Origin of the sequence: Nonomuraea soli (genome assembly GCF_013761175.1) — a bacterium.
GTDB lineage: Bacteria > Actinomycetota > Actinomycetes > Streptosporangiales > Streptosporangiaceae > Nonomuraea > Nonomuraea soli.
The window spans coordinates 522070-534918 of sequence record NZ_JACDUR010000008.1 but is presented as its reverse complement, the minus strand read 5'-3'; the positions used below and the strand labels follow the sequence as shown (position 1 = coordinate 534918).

Sequence of the window (12849 nt, the reverse complement as noted above, 5' to 3'; positions counted from 1 at the left end):
GTCAGGAACGCGGCGGTCTGGCACGCGGGGAGGTCAGCGTGTGGTGGCCGGTGCCGTTCGTCTGAAGGTCGGGCGGTGGCCCCAGGTGGCCCAGCGCCACAGCCATTCCAGCGGCCCCTGCCGATAGCGTCCCAGCCACCACCTCGACCACGCCCACTGCGCCGCCAGCACGGCGCCCGCGATCACCACGACCGTCCCCTGCCCCCACTGGTCGGCCGTCCCGCCGACCAGGGGGCGTACGGCGAGCACGATGAGGGTGGCGCTCAGGTAGTTGGTGAGCGCCATCCGCCCCAGCGGCGCGAACACCGCCTCCAGCACCCGCCGCGCCCCCGTGTTCATGAGCGCGACCACCGCGCACACGTACACCCCGGCCACCGCCAGCCCGGCGAGTGCGAACGCCCGCGAGAAGGCGGGGTCGGCGGGGTCCAGCGACACCTGCCACACCAGCAGCGGCACCGCCGCCACGGCGAAAGCCGCCGCCCCGGTCACCCCCGCCACGGCCGCGCGGGGCGAACGTTCGGCCGCCTCGACGAGGCCGTAGCGCACCAGTGCCGCGCCCACCAGGAACAGCCCCGGCACGAGCGTGAACGCACCGCCCGACAGCGCCAGCGAGGCGACCACGACGGCCGCGCCGAGCGCCGCGACCGCCCAGCGGGGCAGCCAGGTCGACGGCAGCAGCGCCACCAGCCCCGCCACGGCGTAGATGGTGAGCACGTCGCCGCGCCACAGCAGGAACATGTGCACGAGGCCGAGCGCGAGCAGCACCAGCAGCCGGCGCAGCAGGACGAGCCGGGGACGCGCGGTCCGCGTCTGGGCCGAGCCGAACAGCAGCGCGAAGCCGATGCCGAACAGCAGGGAGAAGATCGGGTAGAAGCGCTGGTCGACGAAGAGTCCGGGCCACAGCTGCCCGAAGGAGACCGGGGCGGGGTCGCCGGCGATGACGAGTTCGCCGGCGTTGGCGATGGGCCGCACGTTGGCCAGCAGGATTCCGCACAGCGCGAATCCGCGCATCACGTCGAGCCAGTGCAGCCGCGCCGGCGTCTGCGGGGAGGGCGCGTGGTGGAGGGGAAGCATGCGCCACATCGTCGCGAAGCCCGCCGGGGCCGCCCCTGAACCGAAAGCAGGGTTGTGCGGCCCCAGCGGTCATCCTTTCGGCCAATTCCCTGGCTACACATCGCGACATAGTGGGTATTCAACTCACGGATGCCCAAACAGGGCATTCTTCATCATCGGGGGAAGCACCATGACAGACGCGAGGAAGAAACCCGCGGCCAAGTCCGGCAAGGCCAAGAAGGCCGCCATCAAGTCGACCCGCGCCGCCAAGAGCGCCAAGAAGCAGGCCCGCAAGGAGCCCGAGGTCTGATTCAGGCGGATTGAACCGGCAGCCGGGGTACAACCCCGGCTGCCGGCTCGTCGAAACGGAACCTTCATGCCCGCCTACCTGCGCTTTCCCGCCATCCTCGGCGACGTGGTCGTCTTCACCGCCGAGGACGACCTCTGGATGGTCTCCGCCACGGGAGGCCGCGCCTTCCGCCTGACCGCCGGCGTGGCAGAAGCCGCCTACCCGCGCTTCTCCCCCCGCGGCGACCAGATCGCCTTCGTCGGCCGAGAAGAAGGCCCGGAAGAGGTCTACGTCATGCCCGCCGAAGGCGGAGCCGCCCGACGCGTCACCTTCCACGGCGCCCGCTGCACCGTCACCGGCTGGGACCCCGCAGGAGCCGTCCTGTACGCCAGCGACCAGTGCCAGCCCTTCGAAGGCCGCAAATGGCTGCACCGCGTCGTGCCCGGCGGCCACCCCGAACGCCTGCCGTACGGCCCGGCCAACTCCATCGCGCACGGCCCCAGCGACATGATCGTGCTCGGCCGCAACACCGCCGACCCCGCCCGCTGGAAACGCTACCGCGGCGGCACCGTCGGCGACCTGTGGATCGACACCCGCGGCGAAGGCACCTTCCGGCGCCTCATCTCCCTGCCCGGCAACCTCGCCGCCCCCTGCTGGGCCGGCGAGCGCGTGTGCTTCCTGTCCGACCACGAAGGCGTCGGCAACGTCTACTCCTGCACCCCCGACGGCGACGACCTGCGCCGGCACACCCACCACACCGACTTCTACGCCCGCAACCTGTCCAGCGACGGACGGCGCCTGGTCTACCACGCCGGCGGCGAGCTGTACCTGCTCGACTGCGACAGCGGGCCACACCACGTCGAGGTACGGCTGGCCAGCTCGCGCACCCAGCGCAACCGCCGCTTCGTCGAGGCCGCCGACTACCTCGACAGCGCCACCCTGGCCCCCGACGGCACCGCCGTCGCCCTCACCACCCGCGGCAAGGCCTACACCCTGGCCAACTGGGAGGGCCCGGTCCGCCAGCACGGCGACAACGACGGCGAGCGCTACCGCCTGCTCACCTTCCTCAACGACGGCCGCCGCCTGGTCGCCGCCGCCAGCGGCGACACCGGCGACGAGCACCTGGTCCTGCTCGACGGACGCCAGCACGGCCACACCGTCCTGGCCACCCTCGGCCGCATCGTGGAACTGGCCCCCGACCCCGTCCACGACCGGCTGGCCGTCACCAACCACCGCAACGAACTCCACCTGGTCGACCTGACCCACCCGACGGGCCAGAGGGACAAAGCCACCACCCTCGTCGAGGCCAACCCGCACGCCTGCCCCGCCGACCTGGCCTGGTCACACGACGGCACCTGGCTCGCCTACGCCGCCGCCACCACCGCCCAGACCACCGTCATCAAGCTGCACCACCCGGCCACCGGCCAGACCCTGCACGCCACCGAACCGGTCCTGCGCGACGCCGCCCCCACCTTCGACCCCCAGGGCCGCTACCTGTACTTCATCGGCCGCCGATGCTTCAGCCCCGTCCACGACGCCCTCCAGTTCGACCTCGGCTTCCCCCTCGGAGCCAAGCCGTACGCGATCTCCCTGCAGGCCGACGCACCCGACCCGTTCGTCCCCCAACCGCGCCCCCTCGACCACAAGGACGACGAAGACACCGAACCCGGCGAACCAGCCGAACCGTCCGAACCCGACGGCCTGGTCATCGACACCGAAGGCCTCACCCGCCGCGTCACCGCCTTCCCCCTGCCCGAAGCCCGCTACGACCGCATCGCCGCCCTGCGCGGCAAGGCCATCCTCCAAACCAGCGCCCTCAACCAGGACGAATCCACCCTCCAGCTCTACGACATCGACAAGGCCACCACCGAAACCCTCGCCGACGACGTCACCGACTTCGAACTCGGCCGCGACCACAAGACCCTCCTCTACCGCACCGGCGACCGCCTGCGCGTCGTCAAAGCCGGCGAAGTCCCAGAACACGACGACGACCCCCCCGGACGCCAGAGCGGCTGGCTCGACCTCGACCGCGTCAAGGTCTCGGTATGCCCCGAAGCCGAATGGCGCCAGATGTTCCGCGAAGCCTGGCGCCTGCAACGCGAACACTTCTGGAGCCACGACATGTCCGGACTCGACTGGGAAGCCGTCCACGACCGCTACCGCCCCCTGCTCGAACACGTCACCACCCGCAGCGAGTTCTCCGACCTGCTGTGGGAACTGCAAGGCGAACTCGGCACCAGCCACGCCTACGAAAGCGGCGGCGAATACCGGCCAGGACCCGACTACGTCCAAGGCAAACTCGGCGTCGACTGGGACTACCACGACGGCCGCTACCACATCGGCGCCCTCGTCCACGGCGACCCCTGGGACCCCCAGGCCACCTCACCCCTCAACCGGCTCGGCGTCAGCGTACGGCCCGGCGACGCCGTCCTGGCCATCAACGGCGCCCCCATCGGCGCCCAGCCGGGCGGCGACGGCATCACCCCCAACCAGCGCCTGGTCAACCAGGCCGGACAGGAAGTCGAACTCACCCTCCAGCGCGGCCAGGAGATCTTCCACGTCTGCGTCAAAGCCATCGCCGACGAACGCCCGGGACGCTACCGCGACTGGGTCAACCTCAACCGCCTGCGCTGCCACCAGCAGTCCGGCGGCCGCGTCGGCTACCTGCACGTGCCCGACATGGGCACCGACGGCTTCGCCGAATTCCACCGCGGCTTCCTGGCCGAATACGACCGCCAGGCCCTCATCGTCGACGTGCGCTTCAACGCGGGCGGCAACGTCTCGGCCCTGCTCATCGAGAAACTCTCCCGCCGCCGCATCGGCTACGACTACCCGCGCTGGGGCGACCCCGAGCCCTACCCGCCGCAGTCACCACGCGGCGTCCTGGTCGCCGTCGCCAACGAATACGCCGGCAGCGACGGCGACATCTTCGCCCACACCTTCAAACTCCTCGGCCTGGGACCCCTGGTCGGCAAACGCACCTGGGGCGGCGTCGTCGGCATCTGGCCCCGCCACACCCTGGCCGACGGCACCCTCACCACCCAGCCGGAATTCTCCTTCACCTTCGACAAGAACCCCGGCGACAACCTCGGCGACAACCCCGACGAGAGCGGCTGGCAGGTCGAGAACCACGGCACCGACCCCGACATCGAAGTCGACATCACCCCGCAGGATTACGCCCAAGGCATCGACACCCAGCTCGAGACCGCCATCCGCGTCGCACTCGAACGCCTGGAACGCCGCCCGCCGCACACACCCGACCGTTCACCTCGCCCGCGCATGCAACCTTGACCGACATTTCCGCGTCTAAAGGGGCACAGGCGGGGAAGCAGGCCACGGGGAACGACCGGCCACCGACCCGCCGACCACGGGAGCAGCCGGAGCACACCCTCCGGCTCCACACAGTGTCCAGACCAAGGGGGACTCCACCGGTGCGCGGAGTGGCACGCAAGGGCAAAGCAGCGGTCAGACGGCTCTACAACGGCATCAACCGCAGACGGGCACGCAACGCACCACCCCCCTCCATCCAGGAGGTACGCTTCCTGCTCCTGCACGCCCACGGCATGGGCGGCACCATCCGCACCGTCTTCAACCAGGCCAGCCACCTGGCCTCCATCGGCCACGACGTGGAGATCGTCTCCATCCTCAAAGAGGCCGAGGAGCCGTTCTTCCCCATCGACCCGCGCGTGAAGTTCCGCTTCCTCGACGACCGCCTCACCGAACGCACGGGCCTGCGCGGACAGCTGTCCAAGCTGCCCAGCCTCCTGATCCCCGAAGAGGAGACGGCCTTCCACCGCTTCAACGTCTGGACCGACATCCAGCTGGCCCGCTACCTGCGCTCCCTGCAGACCGGCGTGCTCATCGCCACCCGGCCGGGACTCAACCTCGCCATGGCCCAGCTCACCCCGCCCAGCGTCATCACCATCGGACAGGAACACGTCGCCTTCCGCACCCAGGCCGAACCCATCCAGGAACTCATCAAGTGGCGCTACCGCCGCTTCGACGCCCTGGTCACCCTCACCAAGGCCGACCTGCGCGACTACCGCGAAGCCCTGACCAAGAAACCCAAGAAGCTCACCCGCATCCCCAACGCCGTCCCGCCCATGACCGGCAGCCTGGCCAAACTCGACAGCAAAACCGTCGTCACCGTCGGCCGCCTGACCCGGCTCAAGGGCTTCCACCGCCTCATCAGCTGCTGGCGCCAGGTCGCCGCCGTCCACCCCGACTGGAAACTGCGCATCTACGGCGCCGGCCCGCAGGAGGAGAACCTGCGCGCCCAGATCGAGGAACAGGGCCTGACCGGCAAGGTCGAGATGATGGGCCCCACCCCCGACGTCTACGCCGCCCTCGAACAGGCCTCCGTCTTCGTGCTGTCCTCCCGCCACGAGGGCTTCCCCATGACGATCCTCGAAGCCATGGCCAAGGGCCTGGCCGTCGTCAGCTTCGCCAGCCCCCACGGACCCAAGGAAATGATCACCCACGAGTTCGACGGGCTCCTGGTCAAACCCCGCACCGAAGACAACCTCGCCGCCGCGCTCAACCGCGTCATCGAAGACGAGCAACTACGCGCCGACCTGGCCGCCGGAGCCCTCGACACCGCCAAGACCTACGACGTCGAGGCCGTCGGCGCCCAATGGGAGGCGCTCTTCGAAGAACTCCTGGCCCGCCGCAACGGCACCTACGTACGGCCCGCCAAACCCGCCGAGACCTCCGACACCCAGGCCTGAACCCTCAGCGCCACCCCCCACAGCGCCACCGGCTCGGCGACCACACCCAGGGGCGGCCGTTGCGGAACACCATGACAGGCAACGGCCGCCCGATCGCCTCGGCGAACCCCAGACACTGCAAGCTCTGCGCGATGCGCCCCGGCGACTCCACCCGGATGCAGCCAGCAACACGGTGACTAGTCCCGTTGCTCCCAGATCAAGGCGTCGAGCACGGCAACGTCCTCGATGACCTGCCGAACTCGCAGGAAGGCCACACGCCCGACGTTGGTTCGCAGGCAGAAAGCCGTTCCCGCCTGGAGCGCGCCGAACGAAAAGCCGGGCTCGTGCGGATTCAAGGCAAGTGCCTGCGTGCAATGCCGTCGAGTCGCAGGAGACGTCCCACTCCAGGCCGCCGACGAAGCCGCAGGACCGACCGACAGGCCCTTGCCGGCCGGGTCGAAGCGAAGCTCTTCCCAGCTGGCGCTCGGCGGCACATGGTCGAGATCCAGACCACTCGCGGTCAGCCGTACAGCGCCCTGAAACCGTACGGGCTCATCGCCGGTGGGCGGCTGAACGGAGGGAGCCGAAGTCGCAGGGGCCGTGCTCCCAACGACCGACGTGGGAACCGCGCCCGGGGGCGATGAGTCGGCATCGCTGGCGGCGACCGCAGCGATGATCGCGGCCGCAACGGTGGCCAACGCCCCAATTCCCGCGGCGATCAACGTTGCTTTTGAGGCGTTCTGAGCGTCACCAGGCATAGGCGCAAAGTTACTGCGATCACTGCACCCGTTCCGGACTTTCCCTCCACTCGCTCCAGGTTTTCTCACCCCGGCGCGTAGTCGGCGAGCGAGACCTTCTCCGCCGTCTTCGTCGCCATCCACCGCACCACCCCCCGCCACGGCACGTACGGCACCATGCGGAACATCTGGTTGCGCCCCCAGATCGCACGCCGCGTCCCCGGCACCAGAAACGCCGCCGACCCCTGCGCCTGCTTCTGGCACACCTCCACATACGGCCGCATCGCCGCCTCGTAGCGCCCCGCGAACCCCTCCACCCCCCGCGCCAGCTCCCCGGCCAGCACGTAGGCGCCCACCACACCCAGCCCCGTCCCCATCCCGCCGGGACCAGGACTCCAGGCCGCATCCCCCACCAGCACCACCCGGCCCGCCGACCACCGCGCCAGCCGCATCTGCGCCGCCGCGTCCAGATACAGATCGCCCGCCCGCAACGCATGCGCCAGCAACTCCGGCACCCGCCACCCCGCCCCCGCCAGCCGCTCGGCCAGCACCGCACGCGGATCGGCCACCACCGGCGAGGCGAAGTCCAGGCCGCCCACGCTGCGCCCCTCGTAGTGGAAGAGCGCCGCCCCCACCCCCGGCGCGTTGAACATCGTCGCCGTCCCCGCCTCACCCGAGCCCGCCACCGTGAACAACGCGCTGTACATCCCCAGATGCCACGGCTCCACCGGCCCGAACACCAGCCTCCGCACCCCCGAGCGCAGCCCGTCGGCGCCCACCACCAGGTCCGCCGGCCGCTCACCCCCCGACGCCAGGCGCACCCGCCCCCCACCGATCTCCACGATGACGTCACCGAACACGTAGTCGACGTCGTCCCGCGTCGCCTCGTACAACACCCGCACCAGATCGCCGCGCAGGATCTCCACATCCCCGGCGAACAACTCCACCGGCAGCGACGACACCCTCCGCCCCCGCGCGTCGACGATCGTGATCGCCCGCATGCGCGTCCGGCGCTCGCGCACCGCCTCCAGCAGCCCCATCCGCTCCAGCACCCCGAGCTGGACCCGGCCGCGGAAATCCACCGCCTGACCGCCGCAACGCAGCGACGCCGCCCGCTCCACCACGCACACCCGATGCCCGCTTCGCGCCAGCCACCACGCCAGCGCCGGACCGGCTATCCCGGCCCCCGAGATCACAACATCCATGCGTACAACGTACAAACGCCCAACGAGCGCGGTAAATGGCTAAGCGCACTAGTGCACTGCTACAGTGCACTAGTGTGACCGCGCCCTACCTGCGCATCGTCGCCGACCTCACCCGCGACATCGCCCGCCTCCACCCAGGCGACCGCATCCCCTCCACCCGCCAGATCGCCAAGGACTACGGCGTCGCCATGGCCACCGCCACCAAAGTCCTCACCACCCTCCAGCACCAGGGCCTCGTCCACGCCCTGCCCGGCGTCGGCACCGTCGTCAGCGACCACCACGCCACGCCACGCCCCGCCGCGGAAAAGCAGCACCTGCTCGCCACCGCACTCCACATCGCCGACACCGAAGGACTGGCCGCCCTCACCATGCGCCGCCTGGCCACCGAACTCGGCCTGCCCACCATGTCGCTCTACCGCCACATCCGCGACAAGGACACCCTCATCCTCCACATGACCGACACCGCCCTCGGCGAGATCCCCCTGCCCGACCCCCCACCACCCGGCTGGCGCGCCCAACTCGACACCCTCGCCCGCCTCCAATGGGCCACCTACCGCCGCCACCCCTGGCTCGCCCAGGTCATCTCCTTCACCCGCCCCATGTTCGCCCGCGCCGGCATGGCCCACACCGAATGGGCCCTGCGCGCCCTCAACCACCTCGGCCTGCCACCCAACGACACCTTCCACGCCGCCCTCTGCCTGGCCACCTACGTCCGCGGCGTCGCCGTCAACCTCGAAACAGAAGCCACCTTCACCCAGGACAGCGGCCTCGACGACGAACAATGGCTCGCCGGCCAGGAACCACAACTCCACGCCATCCTCGACGACGGCGACCACCCCAACCTCACCGCACTCATCGCCGACCCGGCCCTCGACTACAACCTCGACAGCCTCTTCGACCACGGCCTCAACCGCCTGCTGGACGGAATCGCCCACCTCATCGACACTGCTGGAGGAAGGAGGCGCGATTGAGCACCCGCGACGCGGTCGCCGTCCTGGCCGGCGCCGTCATCATCGCCTCACTGCTCGGACAGTCCCACTCCAGCCCCCAAGCCGCCGCCGCCAGCCCCCTGCATAACGGCGACGGCGTCCGCTCAGGCCTGGCCCCCCTCACCACCACCACGGAACGCCGCCAAGCCGCCGACCTCATCGCCACCCTCCGCACCCGCCCCATGGGCGCCAGACGCGGCTACGACCGCCTGCGCTACGGCGACAACTGGACCGACACCGCCCCCGGCGTGCCCTACGCCCACAACGGCTGCCGCACCCGAGACGACCTCCTGGCCCGCGACGGCCACGACGTCACCCGCGACGGATGCACCGTCACCGCCATCCGCCTCGACGACCCCTACACCGGCCAGACCATCACCCGCCCCGCCGACATCCAGGTCGACCACGTCGTCCCCCTGTCCTACGCCTGGTACATGGGAGCCCGCACCTGGCGCATGAACAAACGCCTCGACTTCGCCCAGGACCCCCTCAACCTCCTGCCCGTCCTCGGCACCGCCAACGAGGACAAGGACGGCTCGGGACCCGCCGCCTGGCTCCCACCACGCCGCGCCATCCGCTGCGCCTACGCCGTGCGCTTCGCCCAGGTCGCCCTCAAGTACAAACTCCCCGTCACCCCCGGCGACAAGAGCGTCATGCTGCGCCAATGCCGCTGAGCCAGTCGAAGCCCCTCTTGTACGTCACCTCCGCCAGCGCCTTCTGCCCCGCCGCGTTCGGATGGAAGAAATCCCATTTGCTGATGTGCTTCAACGTGTACGGATACGCGAACACCGCACCCCCGTCGAACCTGCAGTTCGGCCCGAACCGCGCGCACAACTCCGCCAGCACCTCGTTGTAGGCCACCACCCGCGCCCGCACCCGCGCCCGCCGCTCCACATCCACCCGCGCCGTCGACGTCGGCTCGGCCAGCATCGCCTGGCAGATCCGCCCCACCGCCCAGAACGTCCGCGCGACCACGTTGTCCTTACCCGCCTGCCACAACCGCCGCAGATCCGGAATGCTCGCCACGAACACCCGCACCCCCGGCGCCCCACCCTTCAACGCCCACAACGCCCGAGCCACCCGATCCCGGTACACCGACACCGGCGTCATCTTCCGCTCACTCGACACGCACGCGTCCTGCGCCCCGATCAGCACCGTCACATATCCCGCACCCGCGTCCACCGCCTGACGCACCTGACCGCCCAGATCCGCCGACGTCGCCCCCGGCACCGCGAAGGTGAGATTGCCCTCCCGCATGCCCAGCCGTACGAAATGACTGTTCACCTCACGATCATCACCCACCGCCCACGACCGCGACGTACACGCCACATACCACCCACACGCGTTGAACCCTGCGGAAATCGAATCCCCCAACGCCGCCATCACCGAAGGAGCCGACGGAAGCGGCTGCAGGGACGACGACACGACAACGGCGGCGACCGCCAGATGAGCGAACATGATCCGACGGTAGAGACCACCCCAGCCCCCGCGTACGCGCCGAACCCACTTCGCATCGCTTCTTGACAGACCGGGGGCCGGAAGTCGAACGTGTTCAGATTCCGCATAGAGTGTCTTGAGTGAGTGTCGCACTGGGAACAACCCACCCATTGCCGGTTCGCACCACCACGGTCCGCGACCCCGGTGACCTGCTCAAGGCACTGCCGACCCCGGCACCATACGCCTGGGTACGGCACGGCCAGGGCCTGGTCGGGTGGGGCGAGGCCGCCCGCGTGAACGTGCCCACCGGACCCGGCCGCTTCGCCTGGGCCCGGCAGTGGCTCACCGACGCCTTCGCCGACCTGCCCACCGAACCAGGCGCACCCCGGCCCGCCGCCTTCGGCAGCTTCACCTTCGACCCCGCCACCCCAGGCTCCGTCCTGGTCATCCCCCAGGCCACCCTCACCCGCCGCGACGGCCAGACCTGGCTCACCACCATCGGCGACCCCGCACTCAACCACGCCACACCCGTCACCACGCCCGGCCGCATCAGCTACGGCGACGGCAGCCTCACCGCACCCGCCTGGCAGCACATCGTCGCCCAGGCCTCGGCCCGCATCCGCCACGGCGACCTCGACAAAGTCGTCCTCGCCCGCGACCTCGTCGCCACCGCCGAGCACCCCATCGACGCCCGACTCCTGCTCAGCCGCCTGGCCAGCCGATACCCCGACTGCTACACCTTCTCCGTCGCGGGACTCATCGGCGCCACCCCCGAACTCCTCATCCGCCGCACCGGCACCGAGATCGAATCCCTCGTCCTGGCCGGCACCACCGCCCGCGGAACCGACCCCGACGACGACCACCGCCGAGGCCAAGCCCTGCTCGCCTCCGCCAAGGACCGCCACGAGCACGAATACGCCATCGCCTCGGTCCGCCAGACCCTCGCGCCACTCTGCGCGGTCCTGCACACCCCCGACGAACCAGAACTGCTCGTCCTGCCCAACCTGCAACACCTGGCCAGCCACGTCACCGGCCGCCTGGCCGACGGCGCCTCCGTCCTCGACGTCGTCGCCGCCATGCACCCCACCGCGGCCGTCGGCGGCACCCCCACCGACAAGGCCGTCCAGCTCATCCGCGACATCGAAGGCATGGACCGCGCCGGCTACGCGGGCCCCGTCGGCTGGATCGACTCCGCAGGCGACGGCGAATGGGGCATCGCCCTGCGCTCGGGCCACATCAGCGGCCGCCGCGCCCGCCTGTTCGCCGGCTGCGGCATCATGGGCGACTCCGACCCGGCCGCCGAGCTCGCGGAAGCCCAGACCAAATTCCGCGTCATGCAGTACGCCCTGGAGGGATGAAAAAAAGGGGGCCCGAAGGCCCCCTTTTTCCCAACTATTTACTCAGGCACGATGTTCTCGGCCTGCGGGCCCTTCTGACCCTGCGTGACCTCGAACGAGACGCGCTGACCCTCGTGCAGCTCGCGGTAACCCGAGCTGGCGATGTTGGAGTAGTGAGCGAAGACGTCAGCGCCACCGCCGTCCTGGGCGATGAAGCCGAAGCCCTTTTCCGAGTTGAACCACTTCACAGTTCCGGTAGCCATGTCTATCTCCTTTGATAGGGCACTTGGAAGCGTGCACCGTGCGCGCCCCCGATTGAGCTATGTGCCCCACATCCGGACAGAACCGGCAAACAAAAAGCGCCCGAGGGGACTTCGTCCACCAGGCGCTCGCACGTTTCATGGGTACAACAAAGCATCGCGTTCACGATAGCACGTGGATGTCACCCTCCACCCACACCTTTGCGCGTCCCGCCGTCAGCCCCGCCACCCAATCAGTGAAACCCTCCACCTCATCGACCCCCACCGCGACCACGAACCGCACGTCAGCGCCATAGACGACCTCACGCACGGAGAACCGCGACCCCCGAAGATCACTCTCCACCCGTCCCGCCTGATCGTGCGCCACCGACACGCGAATCACCCGAGCCGGAACCATCCGTACCGGCTCCACCCGATCCAGCGTCTCCGTCACCGCCCCGCCATAAGCCCGCACCAACCCGCCCGCACCCAGCAACACCCCGCCGAAATACCGCGTCACCACCGCCACCACATCGGCGAAGCCCCGCCCCACGAGCGCCTGCACCATCGGCGTACCGGCCGTACCGCCCGGCTCGCCGTCGTCGTCGCCCTTCTGCACCCGCTCACCGATCACATAGGCGCTGCAGTTGTGCGTCGCACCCGCGTGCGACGCACGGCGCCGGGCGATGAACGCGGCCGCCTCCTCCACGCTGCCCGCCGGGGCGACGGCGCACACGAACCGCGAACGCCGCACCTCCGTCTCGTGCTCGAACACCGATGTCAAGGTCAGGTACGGCTTGGCCACGCTCTCATCCTAGGGAGCCGGTTTTTGGGGTTGTCGTCAGGAGTTTTAAGAA

Annotated in this window: 11 protein-coding genes; 5 read left to right on the top strand and 6 right to left on the bottom strand. The window is 69.9% G+C overall.

Translation table 11 applies throughout. The annotated features are described in order from the left end of the window. Window positions 1-33: 33 nt before the first annotated feature. Window positions 34-1074 carry a DUF418 domain-containing protein gene (locus HNR30_RS38655; RefSeq protein WP_181615082.1) on the bottom strand — a complete coding sequence of 347 codons (1041 nt, stop codon included), beginning with the start codon at window positions 1072-1074 and terminating at the stop codon, window positions 34-36. Window positions 1075-1429: 355 nt separating this feature from the next. Between HNR30_RS38655 and HNR30_RS38650 the strand changes: the two genes are divergently transcribed. Both HNR30_RS38650 and HNR30_RS50460 read left to right on the top strand, forming a co-directional pair. Next, complete coding sequence (locus HNR30_RS38650) at window positions 1430-4633, top strand: S41 family peptidase (RefSeq protein ID WP_181615081.1); 3204 nt, start codon at window positions 1430-1432, stop codon at window positions 4631-4633. 140 nt (window positions 4634-4773) lie between these two features. Continuing rightward, window positions 4774-6069 (top strand): glycosyltransferase family 4 protein, encoded by a 1296-nt coding sequence (locus tag HNR30_RS50460; RefSeq protein WP_181615080.1) that lies wholly within the window; start codon window positions 4774-4776, stop codon window positions 6067-6069. Window positions 6070-6245: 176 nt separating this feature from the next. Here the strand turns inward: HNR30_RS50460 and HNR30_RS38640 are convergent, their stop codons facing one another. Both HNR30_RS38640 and HNR30_RS38635 read right to left on the bottom strand, forming a co-directional pair. After that, window positions 6246-6806: a hypothetical protein gene (locus HNR30_RS38640; protein WP_181615079.1), complete on the bottom strand. Its 561-nt coding sequence runs from the start codon at window positions 6804-6806 to the stop codon at window positions 6246-6248. 65 nt (window positions 6807-6871) lie between these two features. Next, window positions 6872-7990, bottom strand: a complete 1119-nt coding sequence (locus tag HNR30_RS38635) for an FAD-dependent monooxygenase (RefSeq protein WP_181615078.1) — start codon at window positions 7988-7990, stop codon at window positions 6872-6874. Window positions 7991-8064: 74 nt separating this feature from the next. Between HNR30_RS38635 and HNR30_RS38630 the strand changes: the two genes are divergently transcribed. Next, window positions 8065-8961 (top strand): TetR/AcrR family transcriptional regulator C-terminal domain-containing protein, encoded by an 897-nt coding sequence (locus HNR30_RS38630; RefSeq protein WP_220134458.1) that lies wholly within the window; start codon window positions 8065-8067, stop codon window positions 8959-8961. Further along, a complete protein-coding gene (locus HNR30_RS38625) occupies window positions 8958-9653 on the top strand; it encodes an HNH endonuclease family protein (protein WP_181615076.1) in 696 nt (231 codons plus the stop codon). The genes HNR30_RS38630 and HNR30_RS38625 overlap by 4 nt, the downstream gene beginning before the upstream one ends. Here the strand turns inward: HNR30_RS38625 and HNR30_RS38620 are convergent. Beyond that, the gene (locus tag HNR30_RS38620; RefSeq protein WP_181615075.1) at window positions 9631-10437 is read right to left on the bottom strand and encodes a GDSL-type esterase/lipase family protein; all 807 of its coding nucleotides are present in this window, start codon (window positions 10435-10437) and stop codon (window positions 9631-9633) included. The genes HNR30_RS38625 and HNR30_RS38620 overlap by 23 nt on opposite strands. 119 nt (window positions 10438-10556) lie before the next feature. Between HNR30_RS38620 and HNR30_RS38615 the strand changes: the two genes are divergently transcribed. Further along, the gene (locus HNR30_RS38615) at window positions 10557-11774 is read left to right on the top strand and encodes an isochorismate synthase (protein ID WP_181615074.1); all 1218 of its coding nucleotides are present in this window, start codon (window positions 10557-10559) and stop codon (window positions 11772-11774) included. Window positions 11775-11812: 38 nt separating this feature from the next. Here the strand turns inward: HNR30_RS38615 and HNR30_RS38610 are convergent, their stop codons facing one another. Both HNR30_RS38610 and HNR30_RS38605 read right to left on the bottom strand, forming a co-directional pair. After that, entirely contained in the window at window positions 11813-12016 is a 204-nt protein-coding gene (locus HNR30_RS38610) for a cold-shock protein (RefSeq protein WP_181615073.1), read from the bottom strand. Between the two features lie 160 nt (window positions 12017-12176). Next, on the bottom strand, window positions 12177-12797 hold the full coding sequence (locus HNR30_RS38605) for an IMPACT family protein (RefSeq protein ID WP_181615072.1): 621 nt from the start codon (window positions 12795-12797) through the stop codon (window positions 12177-12179). Window positions 12798-12849: the final 52 nt, after the last annotated feature.